Source organism: Acinetobacter sp. NRRL B-65365 (assembly GCF_001605865.1).
GTDB classification, from domain to species: Bacteria; Pseudomonadota; Gammaproteobacteria; order Pseudomonadales; family Moraxellaceae; genus Acinetobacter; species Acinetobacter vivianii.
In genome coordinates, this window is sequence record NZ_LRPD01000054.1 from 1 (window position 1) to 22,004 (window position 22,004).

Genomic DNA, 22,004 nt, shown 5'->3' on the forward strand with positions numbered 1-22,004 from the left:
GAATAACGTCACTGCGACGATAAGAAAACCGAGAATGACTCGGGAATAAACAAGTAAGGTCGGAATTTGATATTTTAGAGACATTCAAGAAGTGGAATAACATTATTTATTCTGAGTATAGCATCCGAGTAAATGAATGAATTTTAAAATTATCTATTTCATGTAAATAACAGCAGCCTCGAAAGACTGCTGTCATGTTTAAAACGATTTTATTTAATGCCTAAAGCATCGCGCATGATGAAGAATAAATCGGTTTGATCGAGTAAGCCTGATACATTGGCTGCACGCGGGCCATAAGCGGCTGTACGAACTTGGGCACCTGTATGATGCTGGCTCTTACCTTCAGGTGCAGTGCCGTAGTTGATTGCCATTGCGACACCATCTTTGGTTTTAAGCGCTGCCGTTTGACCCGGGCTGTCACCATCTACTGGAATGATTTGACTGGTATGCGCATGGTCACCTGTAACAATAATCAGGGTATCACCATGTTCTTTTGCAAATTTTAAAGCAACTTGAATCGCTTCATCGAGTTGTACTGTTTCACCAATTTGACCGCATGGATCAGCAGCGTGATTTCTTTTATCAATTGAACCACTTTCAACTTGTAAGAAGAAACCTTTAGGATTTGGTTTAAGCAGTTCAATTGCTTTATCAGTCATTTGTGCCAAGCGTGGTGTAGATGCCGTAAATTCAGGATTATCTCTACAGCTTTCAGCCTCTTTCTTATGGCCATTTAATTGTGTTGCTGGACCGCTCCAAATCACAGGGAGGTTGCCATTTGCAAATAAACCGAGTAAAGGTTGGTTTTGATTGGCGCTATCAACGGCTTTTAACGAGTTCAGATCTTCAACGATACGATAATTTTCTAATTTCGCACGCTCAAGCAAAGTTTTGTCTTTGAAAGGACCTGCTTTTGCAACTTCATAGAATGTCTTCTTGCCGCCACCTAAAGTCACGTCAGCACGTGTTGTTAGAAGCTGTTCTGTGATCGAACCTAATCCACCATTTTCCAGTGCGCTTTCTGGACAGCGTTTGGTTGTTTCATTTGGCCCATAACACTTACGTGCGCTGATATGAGAGACCAAAGCAGCTGGAGTTGCATCTTGCAGTTCAGTCGTCGTGACATTACCTGTCGCAAAACCAGCTTTTTTCGCAAGTTCCAAGATAGTTGCATGGTGTTTTTGATAAATGTCTACGCCAAGTGCATTATTATAAGTTTTAACCCCAGAAGCCCATGCTGTCGCTGAAGCTGCCGAGTCTGTTACATAATCAATTGCACCATTTTTATCTAGCGCATAGGTTGTATAGCTTCCTGTAAAAGGGAGTACATCTAAACCTTTAAAGTAACCCGCAGCGCCTTCTGCATAATTTCGCGCAGAGGTAATCTCTGAATCACTGGTACCATCGCCAATAAAGAGAATAATATTTTTAACGGTCTTATCACTTAAAGAATCTTTTAATGCTTGTGTGCGTTCTTGTTTTAAGCGAGTTGCGCCACCGAACTGACGAATATCACCTTTTGCACCAGGTTCTAATAATTCTCCAGGCTGTGGGTTAGGAGAGGTGATAGGAGGTTCAGTTGTTGGTGGTTTTGGTTGTGGGGTTGGCTGGTTATTATTAGAGGAATCATTGTCGCTTCCGCAACCAACAAGTAATGAAATAAGAGCAGGTAAAAGTAATGGTTTAAGTTTCACTTAATTTCAACCTAAAGATTAGTTGAAATGGATAGTAATAATTAAATGTTAAGGTTTGGTTAAAATTATATTTTGATTTTCTTTATATTATTTTAAAAAGGCATTGAAACCGAAATTCCAGTGCCTTCATTAATATTTTAAGTTTTTAAAAACTACATTGTAATTGTGTCGTTTGTAGTTGATCTGGAGCTTTACGATTGTCAAGCCCAGCACTTGCACTGACTACCTGATTGGCTTTGATTTGAATCTGAATAAAATTATATTGGAAGGTGGCGTTGGTGGGTTGCGATGAACTACTATTTAAAAGATATTCGTGAGTTGTTTTATTGACCTGTAATAGGTTGTCGGTACTGTCCGCATCAAGTGTTGAGCGATAAGTTTGAGCGCCTTTAATCAGTTCAAGTATACCATTTGCCCGAATATTGAGTTGACAGCCATTGCCATCTTCATAATGACCAATCAGATATTCAATAGAAGGTAAATTTACATTAACCAGATTAATTCCAGTTAATCCTTGCTTACATGGATAAGCAGAGCCATTGCAGGTTGCAGTTGTATCTACAAAGCCAACCGCACGACGGTAATCACCTGCACCTGAAACACGGAATGAATCAGTAGATTCTATTTGAGGATCAAAGCTATAAACTTTTTGTTCTAATAAATTATAGCCTGATGGATTGATTGAATCCTGCTGGTAGTTCTTTGCCAGTTGTAAGGTCGATTCTTTTAAAGAGGCGCCATATTCATCCCGAACCATTTTCTGGTTTGCGGCTATTTTTAATAGTGTATTTTGAGCTGGATCGATATTTTCTGGTGCATTAGAAACAAGTGTTTTTAAGGCTGTCTTATCACCCCGTAGTATTTTTCCATCAAGTTGCCCATCTCTTAAATCAATTGCCAGATTTTTAGTAAACTCGGTAAAAGAATCGGTGGGAAAGCTGTTGGCCCATTGCTGAATATAACCAAAACTAAAAAAGACAGTAGTATAAAGCGCTGGTAAATTAATGATATCTTGGGCTGTAAAACTGCTGAGTGAATAGGCGGGACTTAAATTGGGTAGATCAATACTATTAAAGGCACTTAATAAGGCTGTATTTACATCATTTGAAGCCAGTTTTAAATGTAAACTGCTAATTCCAGTCGGATCAATTTTGGCATCAGTTGGAAGATATCCAGAGCGAATAAGCGCTCTTTGATAAACAGCTTCCGAATTCGGATTAATAAAAACAGTCTGATTGGTCGAATTGAGATTAATTTCAATCAGTGTATTTAATTGAGTTGAAACATTATTGTATTGACCTGATAAGGGATTATAAATAAGCGCACTCGGCAGGGTTGTTAATTCCACTCTATAAATACGATTTTTAACGCTTTGAGGCAAGGTCAGTGCAAGATTAGTGGTTGTATTGGCTGTCTGCTCTAAAATTAAAGTATTGTCTGTATTGTCATAAACCTTAATGCTGATATTACGCAGTTCAACAGGCACTTTAACATTTAATGTTTTTGGACTAGGTGTCGGCGTGGTTGGAGTTTCAGTCGGAGTTGATGCTTCGCTTTCACCACTTCCGCAACCGACTAATGTTGAACTTAATAGAAGGGTACCAAGTCCTACGCAAATATAGTGATTTAATCTTTGTTTTTGTCTCAAAGAAGGCATTCCAGCTCTCCAAAATTTTGCATCCATGAAATTTATTATTACCGCAATGTTTTTTTATTCTATTCGAATCCTTAGCGGAAACAATAGCGTTTCTTGACCAATGGTGAAATCATTTCGGATAAAACAAATTGATTTATCTTTAATTGTTGGATCAATAAAAATATAGACCGAAGATAACAACATAAATTTCCAAGCCAGCAGATATTTATTTTCTTAAAAGTTAGAGACTTGAAGATTGTGTAAAAGAGGGCAAACTGCCATACTACAGGCCTAAATGAAAGCTAGAGGTGTCACACGTGATTTCTGTTGGTATTGTTGGTGGAACTGGATACACAGGGGTTGAACTATTACGTCTATTACTTAGACATTCACAGGTTCAAGTTCGTATTCTCACTTCTCGTACAGAAGCAGGAAAGCGCGTTGCTGATATGTTCCCAAGTTTACGTGGCCACACGACACTTGAGTTTTCAGACCTTGATTTAGAACAACTCAAACAATGTGATGTGGTGTTTTTCGCGACACCACATGGTGTTGCCATGCAGCATGCAGAAGTTTTAACCGCTGCTGGTACTAAAGTGGTTGATCTTGCGGCAGATTTCCGTTTGCAGAATCTTGAGCAATTTGAAAAATGGTACGGCATGCAACATAGCTGTCCAATGATTTTGAAAGATTCTGTTTATGGTTTAACTGAATTAAATCGTGAAAAGATCAAACAGGCTCAAGTTATTGGTAATCCTGGCTGTTATCCAACAACAGTACAATTGGGCTTGGCACCTTTGTTGAAATCGGATACTCAGCTAATCAATACGCAAGGCATTATTGTTGATGCGAAATCTGGTGTCTCTGGTGCAGGCCGTAAAGCTAGTCTTGGCATGATTTATAGTGAGAATGCAGATAATTTCAAAGCCTATGGCGTTGCTGGGCATCGTCATCATCCAGAAATTGTGGAAGCACTTGAAAATATTTCAGGCCAAAAAGGTCAGTTTGATCAACTGATTTTTGTACCTCATCTGGTTCCGATGATTCGTGGCATGTTGAGCACGATTTATGTTGATTTAACAGAACAGGGTCAGCAAGCAGATTTACAGGCACTTTATGAAGATTTTTATAAAGATGAACGCTTTGTTGATGTAATGCCTGCGAATAGTTCACCAGAAACTCGTAGCGTTCGTGGCGCGAATGAACTCAGAATTGCACTTTATCGCCCACAGCCAAATAAGCTAATTATCTTGGTGGCTCAGGATAATTTAGTCAAAGGTGCAGCAGGTCAGGCCATTCAAAATATGAACTTAATGTTTGGTTTTGAGGAGGCTGCTGGCTTAGAAGGCATCGGTTTATTACCATAAAAAACGCTTTTTTACTTCACACACATTTAAATTTCGATTTTAATGTGTGCTTTGATGCAAATCATAACGATAGAGATGATGATGGAAAACGTTGAACCGACTACTTCACCAGACAGTTCCGTTGAGAAAAATAAGTTTTTAAAAACGAATTTACCTTTAATTATTGGTGCTACCGTTTTGATCGGTAGCAGTTTTATGCTTGGTTATACTGTCGGACACCGTCAGGGTTTAACCGTTGTTGGCTATGATGCTGATGCGGAACAATTGGTTGATGTTGTCCAGAAGCAGAAGACTGCGTTGGATGCTGTGAGCAAAAACTTAAATGCAGCTGTGCAAGAGCGTGATATGGCTGTGGGCAATGCAGATGACTTATTTAAATCTGTAAATCAGGCCAATGCAGATAAAGCTCAGTTTGAAGGAATGAACGCGATTTATCGTGAAATCCTGAGACAACGTGGTGGTGTAAGTTTAACGATTCAAAATATGGCAATTAAGTCATTACCTGAAAATGCGTATGAATATCAGATTGATCTTGTACAGGTCAGCCCGAATAAACGCCGTGCTTCAGGTTCAGTCGAATTACGTCTGATTAAAGACACTGAAGTTTTAGTTGTACCTTTAGAAGATAAAAACTTCAACTTTGAAGATTTTGAGCGTTTAACTGGCCGTTGGACAATGCCAAAAGGCTTTACACCGCAATTTATTGAAGTGCGCTTAACTGGATCAGGTACACCGATTATTAAACGTTTTAGCTGGCAACGTGGTAAGCCTGTGGATGTAAGTTCTGCCTTTGTGTCAGAAATTCCTCAAGCCGAAGCGAATGCTCAATAATTTTTTAGATTAAGAACTGGATATGCGAAGATACAAGCGTCAAATGAATTTAAGTGAAGTGAAAAACTCTTTTCATCAATCAGGTTATGTCGATTGGCACTTAAATCCACGTTTAAGTGATTCGCAGGAAGATCATGAAGGTGAAGTGGTTGTGCAAACAGCCCCACCTGAATTAAAGCGTCCGCCATTATATGCGGTGGTTTTAATGAATGATGATTACACCCCAATGGATTTTGTGATTGAAGTCTTACAAAGTTATTTTGGGATGGACTTTGATCAGGCCAGTCAAGTGATGCTGACCGTTCATTATGAAGGTAAGGGTACTGCGGGTATTTATCCACGTGATATTGCTGAAACCAAAGCCAATCAAGTGAATAACTATGCCCGTGCACAAGGTCATCCGTTGTTATGCCAGATCGAACCTGAGCAGCGTTAAGAAAAGCAACGCTTTTTAGCTGCGCAAGACCTTGCGCCATGATATGGCTCATATGTTACGAGTGCAGGCGTTAAGATGAGAATTCCTCATGCGTAATACCTTGTGCCATATATGGCTCATATGCTGTAAGTCAAAGCATTAAAACTATATTCCCATTCTATAAAACGCATAGCAAAACTCTTGAGAAGTCTCTACGCTTCTCAGGAATTTAGCGCCTGATGATTATATTGAGATCAATGCTTCGTTCTTAAAATATTCCAATTATATTGGCTTGATATTTATAGGCGAAAGTAATATTTGAAAAATTCACTTTAACTACATTATTCTGATATTTATTAAGTAAACCATCATGTTTGCTGAATATTTAATCAAATAAGTGGGTTTTATCCATTTTGTAATTGAATTTTTACAACAATACTTTGTTTTGAAACTTGACCAAGATAGTCAACTAATGCTAACAGTAGAATATGAAGCAAAGAGACTTGTAGATGTATATTCAATCACGTTTACAGAAGCTCAGCGGATCAAGTTAATAATTCGCTTTTTCATTAAAAGATTCTCTTTTTTTGATAGAGCCCAAGATATAAGGGGGTTACATGCTCAGTCGTCAATTAGAAGTATCGTTACGTTTGGCTGTTAGCATGGCTCGTCAAAAGAGACATGAGTTTCTGACAGTTGAACATTTGTTGCTTGCCTTGCTGGATAATGATTCAGCCGTAAATGCGTTAAAAGCCTGTGGCGCTGATATCGTTACTTTGCGTAAAGAATTAGAGGAATATGTAGAGCAACATACCCCGAAACTTGGTGATAATAGTGAACAGGCTCCTCATCCAACAGAGAGTTTTGACCGAATTTTGCAACGTGCCATTTTCCATGTTCAATCGAGCGGCGGTGACCGTACAGTTGAAGGTGCCGATGTTCTCGTCGCAATGTATTCGGAACGGGATTCTTTTGCAGTTTATTTGCTTAAACGTCATCAAATTAACCGTTTGACTTTGACTCAATACTTATCTCATGGCACACGTAAAGATGAGATTCAGGTTGAAGAAGAAGTTGAAGATATTGAAGGTGAAAATGCGGCTTCTGCTAATGCAGGCCCATTGGAGCAATATACGCTTAACTTAAACGTTGAAGCACAAAAGGGTAAAACAGATCCTTTAATTGGGCGTGAAAAAGAGATTGAGCGTGCGGCACAAATTTTATGTCGTCGTCGTAAAAACAACCCGCTTTTAGTGGGTGATCCGGGCGTCGGTAAAACCTCAATTGCTGAAGGTTTGGCTTGGTTAATCGTGAACGGTAAAGCACCAAAACCACTTGCTAATGCTGAAGTCTATAGCTTAGACATTGGTGCTTTGGTTGCCGGTACCAAATATCGTGGTGACTTTGAAAAGCGTTTAAAACAATTGTTGAATGCTTTGAAAAAGAATCCAAATGCGATTTTATTCATTGATGAAATTCATATGATTATTGGCGCTGGTTCGAGCATGGGCAGCACCATGGATGCTTCGAATCTGATTAAGCCTGCGCTAGCAAATGGCAGCTTACGTTGCATTGGCTCAACCACTTTCCAAGAATATCGTCAGGTATTTGAAAAAGATCATGCTTTGTCTCGTCGTTTCCAGAAAATTGACGTGAATGAACCGAGTATCAATGAAACGATTGAAATTTTACGTGGCTTGAAAAACAAGTTCGAAGATTTCCATCATGTGGAATATGATGATAAAGCTTTGGTTGCGGCTGTTGAGCTGTCTGCGAAATTTATCAATGATCGTTTTCTGCCAGATAAAGCCATTGATGTGATTGACGAAGCGGGTGCGCAACGCCGTCTGAAAGCGGAAGTAGATGGCACAACCATCTCTGTTGAAAATATCGAGGACATTGTTTCCAAGATTGCCCGTATTCCACCGAAAACGGTTTCTAAAGATGATAAGTCTGTACTTGAGAATCTGGAACGTGATCTTAAGCGTGTGGTGTTTGGACAGGATGAAGCTATCACGGCACTTTCATCAGCAATCAAATTGTCTCGTGCAGGCTTAAAAGCACCAGATAAACCAGTCGGTAGTTTTGTATTTGCTGGCCCAACAGGTGTCGGTAAAACTGAGGTCACAAAACAGCTGGCGAAATTGCTGGGTGTAGAGCTGGTTCGTTTCGATATGTCGGAATATATGGAACGTCATGCAGTTTCTCGTTTGATCGGTGCACCTCCAGGTTATGTTGGCTATGATCAGGGTGGTTTACTGACTGATGCGATTCATAAAAATCCGCATTGTGTACTATTGCTCGATGAGATTGAAAAAGCACATCCAGATGTATTTAACTTGCTGTTGCAAATCATGGATCACGGTGCATTGACCGATAACAACGGTCGAAAATCTGATTTCAGAAATGTGATTATTGTTTTAACCACCAACATTGGTGCTGAAAGTATTGTCCGTGCTAGCATTGGCTTTACTGAACAAGATCATAGTTCAGACAATCAGGATGCAATGAAACGTGCATTCTCTCCTGAATTCCGTAACCGTTTAGATGGCGTGATTCAATTTAAAGCACTTCCAACTACGATTATTGATTCAGTGGTAGATAAATTCTTAACCGAGTTGCAAGCGCAACTGGATGAGAAACAAGTGGTACTTGATGTCGATCAAAGTGCTCGTGACTGGTTATCAACCAATGGTTATGACCGTTTGATGGGTGCTCGTCCAATGCAACGTCTGATTCAGGAACATCTGAAAAAGCCACTTGCTGAGATGATTCTATTCGGTGAGCTTGCTGAGCATGGCGGTAACGTTGCGGTTTCTGTGAAAACAGAAAATGGCAAAGAAGTCGGTTTAAAACTGGAAGTATTTGAAGATCATATTAACCCGAGTGCTGAACCTGCTTAATGTTTGAACTTTCTTTCTCAATAACCCAAGTACTTAAAGTATTTGGGTTATTTTTCGTTACAGCAATTGCTGAAATCTTAGGTTGTTATTTTCCTTATTTGATTTTGAATCAAGGAAAATCACATTGGTTATGGATTCCTACAGCCTTAAGTCTGGCTGTATTTGTCTGGCTACTCACCTTACATCCAGCCGCTTCCGGTCGTATTTATGCGGCCTATGGTGGAATTTATATTTTTACGGCTTTGATGTGGTTGCGCTATGTTGATCAAGTCATGCTGACACGGTGGGATATTCTGGGCGGAATCGTTGTCGTTTGTGGTGCCTGCCTGATTATTTTACAGCCGCAAGGTTTGGTTCGTTAAATAAACATCAGCATGGTGCAGATTGTCACCATGCTGAGATTAAGTCCTCTAAAATTAACTGAGTACATAGCTTTCATGGATCCCGCATTCTTCAACAAAGCTTTCATCGTGCGACACCAGTATCACAGCGCCATTAAAAGAGTTGATCGCTTGGGCGAGTAACTCACGAGATTCAATATCGAGATGGTTTTCTGGTTCATCAAGAAGCAACAACTCAACGGCTTGTTGTTTTAAACCCAATAATGCTACTTTCAAACGTTCTCCACCGCTCAATTTTGTTAAAGGACTCAACGCCTTATCTCTGCGGATTTGGAGGTTGCCTAATAGGGTGCGTGCCTGTTGCTCGTTTAGATTTGAATCTATACCACATAGATATTCAACAGCAGATAGATTTTCATTGAGTAATGAAAGATTCTGATCCAGATAGACAGCACTTACTTTGCAATAAATCTCTCCTGCAAGTGGCGGGATTAAGCCTTGAAGGGTTTTGAGTAAAGTGGATTTACCCGTACCGTTTGCGCCAATTAAATGCAATTTTTCACCAGCGGATAGGGCTAGATCAATTGGCTGTGTTTTTGCATAAGTCAGTTGTAATTGCTGACAGCGTAAGATTTCACCTGATTTACCGCTCGTTTGAGTAAATTCAAAAGACTGTGATTTGAGATGCTCCAGTTGCGTTTGTTTTTGCTGTAACTCATCTTTTGCATCTGTAAGTTGTTTGCTCTGCTGTTTTCGTAAGTGCGAAAGAGATTGCTCAGATTGTTCTTTCTTGGCATCCAGCAAGATCGGGGCTTGAGAACCTGATGCTCTTAACTTTTCTCCTGTTTTTTTCCGCTTTTGCGCTTTCATCTGACTTTGATGTTGTTGCTCTTTAAGCTGTTTTAACTCGCGTTTCTCTTGTTGCACCGCATGTGATAATGCTTCAACTTGCAACTGATGTTGTTGCTGATAGAGCGCGTAATTGCCACCGTAGTAATGTAGACCAAGCTGGTTTAAGGCAAAAATACCTTGTACATGAGAAAGTAATTGTCGATCATGACTGATCATTAAACCACCCGTAGGATGTTGCGCCATTTGCTCTATTAACCATTGTCGTCCTTGAGTATCCAGATGATTGCTAGGTTCATCCAAAAGCAGATAATGATCTTTCAATAAGAATAAGCGACAAAGGGCAAGCTTGGTTTTTTGGCCTTCACTCAAATGTTGAGTAGGGGTATCGAGTGCTGTAGGTAATCCTGCACTTTCTAACAATTGTTGCCATTCGGTTGGTAGATGCCAGAGATGTTCAACCCGATCATAATCGCTAAATGAGGCACTACCTTGCTGAATCCGTTCAAAGCATTGATATAAATCTTCAATATCTAAAGCTTGAGCAATGGTATTGGCTTGTACACGTTGGAGTTGCGCAAGATGCTGATGTGGGCATTGCCATGAAATTTGGCCTGAATAAGCGAGTTCAGTCGATTCTCTCTGAAGTAGAGACATCAATAGTGATTTACCCTGACCATTACGTCCAATCAATCCGCAAAACTGATTTAAGGGCAGTTGGAATGAGAGTTGATCGAAGAGTTTGTGCTGTGCCAATTCAAGCGATAGATTTGAAACGATACATGCCTGTTGAGTCATAAGAAACCTCATAAACAGGATATGCAAAATAGCGAGATAGAGATAAATTTTAGAATGACAATCGCTAAACGATAGATAAGTCTATTTTGCACATCAAAAAAGAAAAATGGATTTTGATGATAAAAATAGGACTTACTTCATTGGCGTAATCTCGGGTTGATGTATTTTTCATCTATTCTATGAGCTAAGCGGGCAAAGGTCAAATTTCAGGATTTTTAAGTTATGATTAAAAAAACACAAAAAATGCTTGTCAAATGCTGAAATAGTGCGTAATTTAATACTTAGACACAGTTTTTTAGATATTTGAAATAAACATGTTAAAGCATACTGTAAACACAAACGCATACTTTTATTTTTGGCAATATTAATCGTTGCCTGATGCGTTTCGGGCAGCAAAAAGGGTTGCCCAACCAGTTAATACCTGATCGGCAACACCGATCAGGTTTTTTTATGCTTTAACAATCATCATTTTAGGAGAAATACCATGTATACATTCAATTATTCATATTTTAGCAAGATTACTTGGTTTTACTTTGCAAAAAAATCAACATCACTTAGATCACACTTGCTCAAATAAATGAAAAGGACTGCGAAGAAGGTCAGTCCAAAGGAATTGAAAATGAATGCTTTAAATACTGCTTTGACACAACCACAAACACACACAAAAGAATCAATGCTTAGCTTGCCATCACAACTCAAAGCGCAGTATCCCTTGTCTGCAAATCTGGCGCAGCAAATTTCAAAACATCGTCAAACGATTCAAAATATTTTATCAGGACAAGATCATCGTTTAATGGTGATTACAGGGCCTTGCTCGATCCATGATCCTATCGCAGTACTCGAATATGCTGATCGTCTGCAACAACTCCAAGAACAAGTCAAAGATCAGATTTTCCTTGTCATGCGTGCATATATTGAGAAACCACGTACCACAGTGGGCTGGAAAGGTTTTTTATACGATCCAAATTTAGATGGATCATCAGATTTACAACTGGGCTTAGAAAAGTCTCGTTCGCTTTACTTACAACTGGTTGAAAAGGGCTTACCGATTGCCAGTGAAATTTTAAGTCCAATGGCAACGGGTTATTTTGATGATTTGCTGGCTTGGGGTGCAATTGGTGCACGTACCAGTGAATCACAAATTCACCGTGAAATTGCCAGCCACATGCCGTACAGCATCGGCTTCAAAAATGGGACTGATGGCTCGATTCAGATTGCGTTAGATGCAATCCAGTCTGCCATGAACGGGCATCAATTCCTCGGGATGACTCAACAAGGTTTGCCTGCGATCCTGCATAGTGCAGGTAATCCATTGCCACACTTGATTTTACGTGGCTCAAATCATGGTACCAATTATGATTTGGCCTCGATTCAATCTATGCATTTCAAACATAAGCATTTACCTGCACTTGTGATTGACTGTAGTCATGGCAATAGCGCTAAAGATCCATTAAAACAACCGCAAGTGTTGCAGCAAATCATTGCAGAGCGTGCAGAATCGAAAGTGCGCGGTGTGATGATTGAGAGTCATTTAGTAGATGGCAATCAAAAAATCTCTTGTGATATGACTTATGGTCAATCAGTCACAGATGGCTGTTTAGGTTGGGATAAAACGGCACAGGTTTTGCTCGATGTTGCTGAACAAATGCGACATAAGAAATAAAGTTAAAAAAGCCAGTTGAAGACTGGCTTTTTTATTGGCTTAAAATCAGGCTGCTTGAATAGATTGAGCTGCAAGAAAGTGACCTATTTCCTGACTAAATTTTCTCGGTTCAGTAATCAGTGGTGTATGGCCAGAACGTTCAAAATAAACAGCTGTGGCATTTGCCAGACTTTCTGCAATTAAGGTTTGTCCCATTTCAGGGTACAGGGTAGATTCACGACCAATAAAGAACGTCGTTGGGCAATTGAGCTGGCTAATCGCTTCGCGATAATCTTCATCATGATTGAGATAGTTTTCTACATACCAAAGCAAGTAATCCAGTCGTTGAATCGGCAATAGATACTTTTGTAAGAAAGGACGATTCAGTGCCAGTTTGAAAATCTTGGGACTATAGTTATTACTGCCTTGCAGCTCGATAAACGCACCCCATAAGCTCACTAGGTTATAGCGAACATCATCGGGTAAATCTTCAAGCTTCTGTGCATGTTTGTATTGGTGTAATAAGGTTTGAATCTCAAGCAAGAGCTGTTTAAATTGAGGATGCTTCTGCCCGAATAAGCCATATTGCCAAGAGTCATCGACAGAGATCTTCGGCGTTTGATCAATATGTAAATAGGCTTTGAGTTTTTCAGCCAGATTGCCATGTTTCATCCCATGCATGGCTGTGGTTGCACCCATGGAATAGCCCATCAGGATAAACTGATCGAGTTTTAGTTGCTGGATCAGACTATTGACATCATTCCAGTGGCTAGAAATTGCATCCATATTGGGGATCGCACAATGCTTTGAACCCCCAAAACCGCGCCAGTCTGGAATGATAAATTCATATTGTTTGCGATTGGAAAATAAGAAAGGAAGCCATTGCCAGCTTTGCATGCCCAGACCTGACAACACCAGCACAGGTTCACCTTCGCCAACGCGTCGCACAAATAATTTTTCCTGATCAGGCATGGTATAAAATGGCATTATTGTTCTCCAATATCGTTTGCTTCCTCAAACTTTCGCAGTTGAGGAATCATTTGTTCCAACCATTTTATCCATTCACTTTCTGTAATGATACCAAGTTCAAGAATCATTTTATGGATGAACAGCACACGGTTGGTGGGTTGGCTATTTTTAAAATCTTTATCATGAATGGCTTGATAAAGGCTTAATTTTTCCTTATGGATGGATAAGTGGCGTTCCAACTCAGGCAAAATGGTATTGCCTCCCAGTTGAGCCTCAGCCCTTAACCTAACCATAAGATCATCACGTAATTGTGCAGGTTCGCTTTGTTGTTCAATCCATGCAGCCAGTTGTATTCTACCCAGTTGCTCAACTTGGTAGGTTTTTTTTCGGCTATTTGCAGCTTGTTCTTCTAATGTCGAAATCCATCCTTTTTTCAGCATCCCATTGAGTTCACGATAGATTTGCTGATGAGTCGCATTCCAAAAGAAGCCCATTGAACGGTCAAAGCGACGAGCCAATTCAAAACCTGTGCTCGGCTTCTCTAATAGGCTGGTCAATAAAACATGGGCGAGTGACATGATGTTCCATAATAAAAAAATGACTCATCAGAATTATGCAATATGTTGCATAAAAATCAAATCTTGTTTATAACTTTATGCAACAAGTTGCATTAGCCAGCAGAATGCGAGCCAAAGGAGAAAACATGTCAGCTTATCCACATTTATTAAAGCCACTTGACTTAGGCTTTACCACTTTAAAAAACCGTGTGCTTATGGGGTCTATGCATGTTGGCTTAGAAGAAGCACCTCAAGGTTATGAGCGTATGGCTGCATTCTATGCAGAACGCGCCAAAGGTGATGTTGGATTAATTGTTACAGGTGGGATCTCGCCAAACGATGCTGGCCTGACTTTTGCCCATGCTTCTAAGCTCGATAGCATTGCTGAAGCAGATAAACATAAAGTGATTACTCAAGCTGTACATGAGGCGGGCGGTAAAATTGCAATGCAGATTTTACATACAGGTCGCTATTCTTATCAGCCTGAGATTGTTGCACCATCTGCGATTCAGGCGCCGATTAACCCAATTAAACCCAAAGCGCTTACTTCAGCTGAAGTGCAGCAAACCATTGATGACTTTGCCAACTGTGCCAAGCTTGCACAATATGCAGGTTATGATGGCGTCGAAATCATGGGGTCAGAAGGTTATCTGATTAATGAATTTATTGCCGCTCGTACCAACCATCGTGATGATGAATGGGGCGGTAGCTATGAAAACCGTATTCGTTTCCCGATTGAAATCGTAAAGCGTACCCGTGCATTAGTGGGTGAGAATTTCATTATCATTTATCGCTTGTCGATGCTGGATCTGGTTGAAGGCGGTTCAACGCAGGAAGAAGTGATTCAACTTGCAAAAGAAATCGAAAAAGCGGGCGCAACCATTATCAATACTGGTATCGGCTGGCATGAAGCGCGTATTCCAACGATTGCAACTAAAGTACCGCGTGCAGCATTTACATGGGTGACTGAAAAGCTCAAAGGTGAAGTTTCAGTTCCTTTAATTACTTCAAACCGTATCAATACCCCTGAAATGGCGGAACACGTTTTAGCTTCTGGCCATGCAGATATGGTTTCTATGGCACGTCCAATGTTGGCAGATCCAGAGTTTGTATTGAAAGCCAGCGAAGGCCGTAGTGATGAGATTAATACCTGTATTGGTTGTAACCAAGCTTGTTTAGATCATATTTTCTCAATGAAGATTGCGACATGTTTAGTCAACCCACGTGCTTGTTATGAAACTGAACTGATTTTCAAAGAAACCAGTGCAGTCAAAAATATTGCCGTGATTGGAGCAGGCCCAGCAGGTTTAAGCTTTGCTGTTTATGCTGCAAGTCGTGGTCATAAAGTGAAAGTCTTTGATGCCAGCAACCAGATTGGTGGTCAATTCAATATCGCCAAAACTATTCCGGGTAAAGAAGAGTTCTACGAGACCTTACGTTACTTTAAACGCCAAATTGAATTACAGCCGAATATTGAGTTAGTACTGAATCATACAGCCACTTATGAAGAGCTAAGCCAAGCAAATTATGATGATATCGTGGTTGCGACGGGCGTGACTCCACGTCAATTGCAATTTGAAGGCATCGATCATCCAAAAGTGTTGAGCTATATTCAGGTATTAAAAGAACGTGTACCTGTAGGTAAGCGTGTTGCCATTATTGGTGCTGGCGGTATTGGTTTTGATACCGCAGAATACTTAACCCATGAAGGTGACAGTGGCAGCTTAAATCCTGAAAAGTTCTATGCAGAGTGGGGAATTGATACGACTTACGAGCATGTAGGGGGCTTAAAACCAGCTGAGTTAGAAAAGTCAGAACGTGAAATTTACTTACTACAACGTAAAACAGCATCTGTTGGTGCAGGTTTAGGTAAAACTACGGGCTGGATTCACCGTACTGGCTTAAAACATCGTGATGTGAAAATGATTGCGGGAGCAAGTTACGACAAGGTTGACGACCAAGGTCTACATATTACGGTGGATGGTCAAAGTCGTGTGCTTGAAGTGGATAATGTGGTGATTTGTGCTGGTCAGGAATCTTATACTGCGATGTTCGACCAACTTAAAGCAGATGGTAAAAATGTTCATCTGATTGGTGGTGCAAAAGAAGCAGGTGAGCTGGATGCAAAACGTGCAATTCGTCAAGGTGCTGAATTAGCAGCCGTTTTATAAGGTAGAAATGAGCATTTTCTCATGAGAGGAAGTGCTCATTCACTTTGAGATATGAAGGAAAAATAACAATGACACTTGAAACAACAAAACAAACCTTAGCGATCTGGCATGAAATGATTCAAGCTGGCGATTTATTTCGCTTAAATGACTTGCTTGCGGAAGATGTTGTGTTTCGCTCGCCAGTTGCTTACAAGCCTTATGAAGGAAAGCATGTGGTCTTTTTTATTTTGACCAATGTGATTCAGGTGTTTGAGAACTTTACTTATCACCGTGAATTTTATACCGAAGATGGTGAAAATGTGGTGCTGGAATTTAGTGCCAATGTGAGTGGTAAGTCATTAAAAGGCATTGATATGATTCGTTTTAATGATCAGGGAAAAATCATTGATTTTGAAGTGATGATCCGTCCGATGAGTGGTTTGGCAGCATTGGCAGAGAAGATGGGCGCAAGATTTGCCAAGTATCAACCCAACTAAAGCACCAAAAATAGCCTAAGTAATATTCAGAGATTTAAAATGTGGTTAAAATTTTCAACTTTGGCTTTATTGCCTATAATACTCATTCAGGGTACGAAAGTTCGTAAAAATACACCACGTCTTTTAGAAGCCGGTGGAGAGCGTGAGGGTACGACTGGTGAGGGACAACCGCTGTCCTTATTGATCTTAGGTGATTCAGCAGCGGCTGGCGTGGGTGTTGAAACTCAACAAGACGCTTTATCTGGAGTGATCATTTCCGAATTACAGAATGAATATCGCTTGCAGTGGAAATTACAGGCAAAAACAGGCGATACCACTCAGCAAATTTACCAAACAGTACAACAGTTAGATCAGCAATGTTATGATGTAATCGTCACCTCAATCGGTGTCAATGATGTCACTAAGCTGACTTCGGCAAAGTCTTGGTTGAAACAGCAACAACAACTTTTTAGCTATATACAACAACAGTTTCAACCCAAGTTGATTATTGTGTCTGGTGTACCGCCAATGCAGCATTTTCCAGCTTTGCCGAATCCATTGGCTTGGCTGTTTGGAAAATATGCAGCACAAATGAATCAAGTATTACAACAATGGCTGGCGCCGCAGCCGCAATTTCATTTCATTCAATATGATGTAGAAACTTTTCAGGCGATGAATCTGCCAATGGCCAGTGATGGTTTTCATCCTGGCAAAGAAATTTATGCAATTTGGGGAAAACAGGTCGCTACGTTAGTGCGGCAAACATTTACTCATCGTTAGAGGCGGTATTGGATATGGGTATATCTGCTTTAGACAAAATAAAAGTGTTAGGTTCAGAACTCTTTGATACGGTACTCGGTGCTGAACAACCGAAAATGTATTATGACCCGCAAGGGAAGATTAAGGATGTGCTGGAAAAATTACCACAATTAAAGCAAAAATATCGTCCAACGCCGTGGCTAAGTAATACTCATCTACATTTGCTGTATTTTGATGTGATTCGAAAGAAAATGATCAAGCTTGAATATGATCGAATCGAACAATTACAGATGCAGGATGGTGGTGTAACGGCAATCGCATGGTACGGATATGACTTACCGCCAGAGACGCCGACTGTTGTGATTATGCATACCATTACAGGAACACCTGAAAGTATGCGGGAGCTGGTTAAAGACCTGCATGAATATACAGGGTGGAGAATCGCACTGTGTTTACGCCGTGGTCATGCAGGTTTACCAATGCCTGTACCACGTATTTCATTGTTTGGTTCGACCAGTGATCTAAAAGAGCAATTGGCACATATTCAAAGCTTATTTCCAGACTCAGACTTATACGCTGTCGGTTCTTCTGCGGGGACAGGTTTGTTAGTGCGCTATCTAGGTGAGCAAGGTGCAGACACACCTTTCAAAGCTGCCTTTGCAATGTGTCCAGGTTATAACACTGAAATTGGCTTTAAAAATGTACATCCTTTTTATAGTAAGATGATGACGAAGAAGCTTTTTAAGCACTTTATCTATCCGTATCAGACCACATGGGGGCAACTTGCTTCTGTAGAAAAGGTGCTGACAACCACCAGCTTGGAAGAATTTGAAAAAGAATACTTTGAAATGGCTGGATTTCAGGATTATCAAAGTTATTGTCAGGCAATCAACCCGATCTATGTATTTGAAAATGTCAAAATTCCATTGATGATTTTGAATGCAGAAGATGATCCTGTCTGTTCAATCAAGAATCTCGAACCATATAAAGATGCAATTCAGCATATGGAAAATATTGCTGTGGTCACGACGAAGAAGGGTAGCCATTGTGGCTTCTATGAAACGTTAAGTGTGAAATCTTGGGCTTCACGTTTGATGTCTGATTTTTTTAAGAATTATTAATAATGTGGAAATAAAAAAGCCATGAACTGCAACAAACGCGGCTCATGGCTTTTTTCAGCAAGCAATTAAAACATTAGTTGTTTAATGCAGGTGTAGCAGCAGCAATTGCGGCAGCAACAGCATCATCTTCACTTTGAGCTGGTGTAGATGATTTTGGCGCTTTTGCAGTTTGTTCAGCTTTTGGCTGCTCTACTTTAGCTGGTTTAGGTTCAGCTTTTACAGGTTGCTCAGCTTTAGGCTGTTCTGTTTTTGCTGGTTTTGGTTGTTCAGTACGTGGAGTCTCAGTTGCAGCAGGCGTTTCAGTCTGCGCAGGATGGATTTCACGACGAATTTCAGTGGTCGTATTTGCAGTTTCTTCGCGCGTTGTTTCAACAGCAGGCGCTGGAGCTTCTTGCTTATCAACACTTTCTAACGATTCAAACTCCTGAATTTTTTCAGGCTCAGGTTGTGGCTGAGTTTGAGTTTCAGTCGTTGACTGTTCTTGCTGCTCTTCGTTTTTAGGTTCTTCTTTTTTCACACAAGCAGTTAATAAAAGACCAGTCGCCAGTGCTGCACAAATTAAAAGTTTTTTATTTGCCATTGCTAAAACAACATATTAAATAAGGACAGCACGAATTATAACAGTAAAAGTATGTGAAGAAATCCCTATGCTTTGTTGAGTTTGTTTATATTTTATAATTGCTTGCAAATCCTCATCACTTTTATGGCTCATTTATTACGGTTTAAAACCGATTTTTAAGAAGTTTGAGGATGAATTTGAGCGCTTAAACGTAATTTAAGTATGAAAAATCATCAAATCCCGTAAATTTTTATCGAAAATGCTGATAGAATAACCAGTTGTTTATAGTTCTTTGAATTGATGCGGTTTGACTTTGCTTTATAGGGGCAGAGTACAGTAAAATTGCCCAACATTGTAGGCCGATTTCGGCTCGATTGTACGAGAAACTCAATGACCCATTTTATTTTTGTCACTGGTGGTGTGGTTTCATCACTAGGTAAAGGTATTTCTGCTGCTTCTGTTGCTGCACTTTTGGAAGCTCGTGGCTTAAAAGTCACTATGGTAAAAATGGATCCATACATTAATGTCGATCCAGGTACCATGAGTCCATTTCAGCATGGTGAAGTTTTCGTCACAGAGGATGGTGCTGAAACTGACTTAGATTTGGGATATTACGAACGTTTCTTACGTCGTGCGAAAATGACCAAACTGAATAACTTTACCAGCGGTCGTGTATATCAGGACGTTTTGAACAAAGAACGTCGTGGTGATTACCTAGGTGGTACTGTTCAAGTTATTCCACATATTACAGATAACATTAAAGAACGCGTACTTCGCGCAGGTGAAGGTTACGACGTTGCGATCGTTGAGATTGGTGGTACTGTTGGTGATATCGAATCACTTCCATTTATGGAGTCAGTACGTCAGCTTATGGTTGAGTTGGGTCATAAACGCACAATGCTGATGCATTTGACCTTATTACCATACATCAAATCTGCTGCAGAATTGAAAACCAAGCCAACTCAGCATTCTGTGAAAGAGCTTCTTTCAATCGGTATTCAGCCAGATATCTTGATCTGCCGTACTGAATACGATGTCGATGTTGATACTAAACGTAAAATTGCATTGTTTACGAACGTTGAAGCGCGTGCCGTTGTGGTATGTAAAGATGCGAAAACGATTTATCAAATTCCACGTACTTTCTACGAACAGAATGTTGATGACCTGATCTGCGAACGTTTTGGTTTCAACGATCTTCCAGAAGCAAATCTTGAAGATTGGGACAATGTTGTTGAAGCATTATTGAATCCTGAATACACAGTACGTGTTGCGATGGTGGGTAAATATGTAGAACTTCCAGACGCTTATAAATCTGTGAATGAAGCACTTTTACATGCAGGGATCCAGAACCGCGTTAAAGTTCAGATTGACTATGTCAATGCTGAAGAGCTTGAACAGCAAGACATTAGCATTTTAAGTACGGCTGATGCGATCTTGGTACCAGGTGGTTTTGGTGAGCGCGGTACTGAAGGCAAAATGAAAGCCATTCAATACGCACGTGAAAACAAGATTCCATTCCTTGGTATTTGTTTAGGTATGCAATTGGCTGTGATTGAATATGCACGTAACGTTGCAGCGATGCCAGAAGCAAGTTCAACTGAATTTAACCGTTCAACTAAATATCCACTCATTGGTTTAATTACTGAATGGTTGGATGAACGTGGTGAATTACAGCAACGTAGCCTAGAGTCTGACTTGGGCGGTACGATGCGTTTAGGTGCACAAAAATCTGAATTGGTTGAAGGCACTAAAACACGTGAAGTATATGGCAAAGCGGAAATTACTGAACGTCACCGTCATCGTTACGAAATGAACGATCGTTTTATTCCAGCACTTGAAGAAGCTGGTATGAAAATTTCAGGCTATTCATCAGTACAACATTTAGTTGAAACTGTAGAAATTCCTGAACATCCTTGGTTTATTGCTGTACAATTCCACCCAGAATTTACAAGTTCACCACGCGATGGACACCCATTATTTGCTAGTTTTATCGGGGCTGCTAAAAATCAGCACCAAAAGTAAGTATTGAGTTTTAAATAAACTGGGAAAGTTTAAATGTCACAATTAAAACCACAAGAAGTTGTACGTTTAGGCGATATACAAATGGCAAATCATTTGCCATTTGTATTATTTGGCGGAATGAACGTACTTGAATCGAAAGATTTAGCATTTGAAATTGCTGAAACGTATGTTGATATTTGCAAACGCTTAGATATTCCTTACGTGTTCAAGGCAAGCTTTGACAAGGCAAATCGTTCGAGCTTACATTCATTTCGTGGTCCTGGTCTGGAAAAGGGCATCGAGTGGTTGGCGGAGATTAAAAAGCATTTTAATGTGCCAATCATTACTGATGTTCATGAACCTTACCAAGCAGCGCCTGTAGCTGAAGTCGCAGACATTATCCAACTTCCTGCCTTCCTTAGTCGTCAGACTGATCTTGTTGAAGCAATGGCAAAAACTCAAGCCATTATCAATATCAAAAAAGCACAATTCTTAGCGCCCCATGAAATGCGTCATATCTTGCATAAATGTCTGGAAGCTGGGAATGACAAACTCATTCTTTGTGAACGTGGTTCAGCATTTGGCTATAACAACCTGATCGTTGATATGCTAGGCTTTGACACCATGAAAGAAATGAATGTGCCAGTATTCTTTGACGTTACCCATGCTTTACAAACACCAGGCGGACGTGCTGATTCTGCGGGTGGTCGTCGTGCTCAAATTACAACTTTGGCACGTTCAGGTATGGCAACAGGTTTAGCGGGTTTATTTCTGGAAGCGCATCCGGAACCGGAAATTGCAAAATGTGATGGACCATGTGCATTGCGTTTATCTCAGCTTGAGCCATTCTTGGCACAATTAAAAGAATTGGATACTTTAGTTAAAGGATTCAAAAAGTTAGACACCCACTGATGCAATAACTTGCATCTTGTTTTT

At 40.2% G+C, this 22,004-nt stretch carries 18 protein-coding genes and 1 pseudogene; 12 read left to right on the forward strand and 7 right to left on the reverse strand.

What is annotated here, in order from left to right; all coding sequences use genetic code 11:
* The 3 genes and pseudogenes from AWW72_RS19360 to AWW72_RS16265 form a co-directional block, all read right to left on the reverse strand.
* A pseudogene (locus AWW72_RS19360) lies at nt 1-84 on the reverse strand (CDP-alcohol phosphatidyltransferase family protein); the annotation flags it as partial.
* Between the two features lie 125 nt (nt 85-209).
* A complete protein-coding gene (phoA, locus tag AWW72_RS16260) occupies nt 210-1,694 on the reverse strand; it encodes an alkaline phosphatase (RefSeq protein ID WP_062848022.1) in 1,485 nt (494 codons plus the stop codon).
* A 145-nt stretch (nt 1,695-1,839) separates the two neighbouring features.
* The gene (locus AWW72_RS16265; RefSeq protein ID WP_062848023.1) at nt 1,840-3,351 is read right to left on the reverse strand and encodes a hypothetical protein; all 1,512 of its coding nucleotides are present in this window, start codon (nt 3,349-3,351) and stop codon (nt 1,840-1,842) included.
* A gap of 296 nt (nt 3,352-3,647) precedes the next feature.
* Here AWW72_RS16265 and argC point away from each other — a divergent pair, with 296 nt between their 5' ends.
* From argC to AWW72_RS16290, 5 genes are all read left to right on the forward strand, one after another.
* A complete protein-coding gene (argC, locus tag AWW72_RS16270; protein ID WP_005257819.1) occupies nt 3,648-4,697 on the forward strand; it encodes an N-acetyl-gamma-glutamyl-phosphate reductase in 1,050 nt (349 codons plus the stop codon).
* 81 nt (nt 4,698-4,778) lie between these two features.
* Nucleotides 4,779-5,528 (forward strand): DUF6776 family protein, encoded by a 750-nt coding sequence (locus tag AWW72_RS16275; protein ID WP_004772399.1) that lies wholly within the window; start codon nt 4,779-4,781, stop codon nt 5,526-5,528.
* A 22-nt stretch (nt 5,529-5,550) separates the two neighbouring features.
* Entirely contained in the window at nt 5,551-5,964 is a 414-nt protein-coding gene (clpS, locus tag AWW72_RS16280; protein ID WP_165569270.1) for an ATP-dependent Clp protease adapter ClpS, read from the forward strand.
* A gap of 596 nt (nt 5,965-6,560) precedes the next feature.
* Nucleotides 6,561-8,846, forward strand: a complete 2,286-nt coding sequence (gene clpA / locus AWW72_RS16285) for an ATP-dependent Clp protease ATP-binding subunit ClpA (RefSeq protein ID WP_004772396.1) — start codon at nt 6,561-6,563, stop codon at nt 8,844-8,846.
* The gene (locus tag AWW72_RS16290) at nt 8,846-9,208 is read left to right on the forward strand and encodes a YnfA family protein (protein WP_005257818.1); all 363 of its coding nucleotides are present in this window, start codon (nt 8,846-8,848) and stop codon (nt 9,206-9,208) included. Before clpA ends, AWW72_RS16290 begins: the two co-directional genes overlap by 1 nt.
* 54 nt (nt 9,209-9,262) lie before the next feature.
* Here AWW72_RS16290 and AWW72_RS16295 read toward each other — a convergent pair whose 3' ends face one another.
* Entirely contained in the window at nt 9,263-10,834 is a 1,572-nt protein-coding gene (locus AWW72_RS16295) for an ATP-binding cassette domain-containing protein (RefSeq protein ID WP_062848024.1), read from the reverse strand.
* A 619-nt stretch (nt 10,835-11,453) separates the two neighbouring features.
* Between AWW72_RS16295 and AWW72_RS16300 the strand changes: the two genes are divergently transcribed.
* Nucleotides 11,454-12,497 carry a 3-deoxy-7-phosphoheptulonate synthase gene (locus AWW72_RS16300; RefSeq protein ID WP_062848025.1) on the forward strand — a complete coding sequence of 348 codons (1,044 nt, stop codon included), beginning with the start codon at nt 11,454-11,456 and terminating at the stop codon, nt 12,495-12,497.
* A gap of 45 nt (nt 12,498-12,542) precedes the next feature.
* On the opposite strand, the gene AWW72_RS16305 is transcribed toward AWW72_RS16300, so the two are convergent.
* Nucleotides 12,543-13,463 carry an alpha/beta fold hydrolase gene (locus AWW72_RS16305; RefSeq protein WP_062848026.1) on the reverse strand — a complete coding sequence of 307 codons (921 nt, stop codon included), beginning with the start codon at nt 13,461-13,463 and terminating at the stop codon, nt 12,543-12,545.
* Nucleotides 13,463-14,023 (reverse strand): PadR family transcriptional regulator, encoded by a 561-nt coding sequence (locus AWW72_RS16310; protein ID WP_004772388.1) that lies wholly within the window; start codon nt 14,021-14,023, stop codon nt 13,463-13,465. The genes AWW72_RS16305 and AWW72_RS16310 overlap by 1 nt, the downstream gene beginning before the upstream one ends.
* A gap of 125 nt (nt 14,024-14,148) precedes the next feature.
* Between AWW72_RS16310 and AWW72_RS16315 the strand changes: the two genes are divergently transcribed.
* The 4 genes from AWW72_RS16315 (at nt 14,149) to AWW72_RS16330 (ending at nt 18,508) form a co-directional block, all read left to right on the forward strand.
* The gene (locus AWW72_RS16315) at nt 14,149-16,173 is read left to right on the forward strand and encodes an NADPH-dependent 2,4-dienoyl-CoA reductase (protein ID WP_062848027.1); all 2,025 of its coding nucleotides are present in this window, start codon (nt 14,149-14,151) and stop codon (nt 16,171-16,173) included.
* Nucleotides 16,174-16,241: 68 nt separating this feature from the next.
* On the forward strand, nt 16,242-16,649 hold the full coding sequence (locus tag AWW72_RS16320; RefSeq protein ID WP_062848028.1) for a nuclear transport factor 2 family protein: 408 nt from the start codon (nt 16,242-16,244) through the stop codon (nt 16,647-16,649).
* Nucleotides 16,650-16,688: 39 nt separating this feature from the next.
* A complete protein-coding gene (locus tag AWW72_RS16325) occupies nt 16,689-17,408 on the forward strand; it encodes an SGNH/GDSL hydrolase family protein (protein ID WP_062848029.1) in 720 nt (239 codons plus the stop codon).
* A gap of 14 nt (nt 17,409-17,422) precedes the next feature.
* The gene (locus AWW72_RS16330) at nt 17,423-18,508 is read left to right on the forward strand and encodes a YheT family hydrolase (RefSeq protein ID WP_062848030.1); all 1,086 of its coding nucleotides are present in this window, start codon (nt 17,423-17,425) and stop codon (nt 18,506-18,508) included.
* 73 nt (nt 18,509-18,581) lie between these two features.
* Here the strand turns inward: AWW72_RS16330 and AWW72_RS16335 are convergent, their stop codons facing one another.
* Nucleotides 18,582-19,088 carry a hypothetical protein gene (locus AWW72_RS16335; RefSeq protein ID WP_004772380.1) on the reverse strand — a complete coding sequence of 169 codons (507 nt, stop codon included), beginning with the start codon at nt 19,086-19,088 and terminating at the stop codon, nt 18,582-18,584.
* A 369-nt stretch (nt 19,089-19,457) separates the two neighbouring features.
* Here AWW72_RS16335 and pyrG point away from each other — a divergent pair, with 369 nt between their 5' ends.
* Both pyrG and kdsA read left to right on the forward strand, forming a co-directional pair.
* A complete protein-coding gene (gene pyrG / locus AWW72_RS16340) occupies nt 19,458-21,089 on the forward strand; it encodes a CTP synthase (protein ID WP_004772379.1) in 1,632 nt (543 codons plus the stop codon).
* A 33-nt stretch (nt 21,090-21,122) separates the two neighbouring features.
* Complete coding sequence (gene kdsA, locus AWW72_RS16345; RefSeq protein WP_004772378.1) at nt 21,123-21,980, forward strand: 3-deoxy-8-phosphooctulonate synthase; 858 nt, start codon at nt 21,123-21,125, stop codon at nt 21,978-21,980.
* Nucleotides 21,981-22,004: the final 24 nt, after the last annotated feature.

What these genes read in the sequence shown, in the direction of transcription:
- AWW72_RS16275 (WP_004772399.1), top strand. Translation starts at nt 4,779, where the DNA reads ATGGAAAACGTTGAACCGACTACTTCACCAGACAGTTCCGTTGAGAAA.
- kdsA (WP_004772378.1), top strand. Translation starts at nt 21,123, where the DNA reads ATGTCACAATTAAAACCACAAGAAGTTGTACGTTTAGGCGATATACAA.
- AWW72_RS16320 (WP_062848028.1), top strand. Translation starts at nt 16,242, where the DNA reads ATGACACTTGAAACAACAAAACAAACCTTAGCGATCTGGCATGAAATG.
- AWW72_RS16265 (WP_062848023.1), bottom strand. Translation starts at nt 3,351, where the DNA reads ATGCCTTCTTTGAGACAAAAACAAAGATTAAATCACTATATTTGCGTA.
- AWW72_RS16290 (WP_005257818.1), top strand. Translation starts at nt 8,846, where the DNA reads ATGTTTGAACTTTCTTTCTCAATAACCCAAGTACTTAAAGTATTTGGG.
- clpS (WP_165569270.1), top strand. Translation starts at nt 5,551, where the DNA reads ATGCGAAGATACAAGCGTCAAATGAATTTAAGTGAAGTGAAAAACTCT.
- AWW72_RS16310 (WP_004772388.1), bottom strand. Translation starts at nt 14,023, where the DNA reads ATGTCACTCGCCCATGTTTTATTGACCAGCCTATTAGAGAAGCCGAGC.
- AWW72_RS16335 (WP_004772380.1), bottom strand. Translation starts at nt 19,088, where the DNA reads ATGGCAAATAAAAAACTTTTAATTTGTGCAGCACTGGCGACTGGTCTT.
- AWW72_RS16330 (WP_062848030.1), top strand. Translation starts at nt 17,423, where the DNA reads ATGGGTATATCTGCTTTAGACAAAATAAAAGTGTTAGGTTCAGAACTC.
- clpA (WP_004772396.1), top strand. Translation starts at nt 6,561, where the DNA reads ATGCTCAGTCGTCAATTAGAAGTATCGTTACGTTTGGCTGTTAGCATG.
- AWW72_RS16300 (WP_062848025.1), top strand. Translation starts at nt 11,454, where the DNA reads ATGAATGCTTTAAATACTGCTTTGACACAACCACAAACACACACAAAA.
- pyrG (WP_004772379.1), top strand. Translation starts at nt 19,458, where the DNA reads ATGACCCATTTTATTTTTGTCACTGGTGGTGTGGTTTCATCACTAGGT.
- AWW72_RS16305 (WP_062848026.1), bottom strand. Translation starts at nt 13,463, where the DNA reads ATGCCATTTTATACCATGCCTGATCAGGAAAAATTATTTGTGCGACGC.
- AWW72_RS16315 (WP_062848027.1), top strand. Translation starts at nt 14,149, where the DNA reads ATGTCAGCTTATCCACATTTATTAAAGCCACTTGACTTAGGCTTTACC.
- AWW72_RS16325 (WP_062848029.1), top strand. Translation starts at nt 16,689, where the DNA reads ATGTGGTTAAAATTTTCAACTTTGGCTTTATTGCCTATAATACTCATT.
- AWW72_RS16295 (WP_062848024.1), bottom strand. Translation starts at nt 10,834, where the DNA reads ATGACTCAACAGGCATGTATCGTTTCAAATCTATCGCTTGAATTGGCA.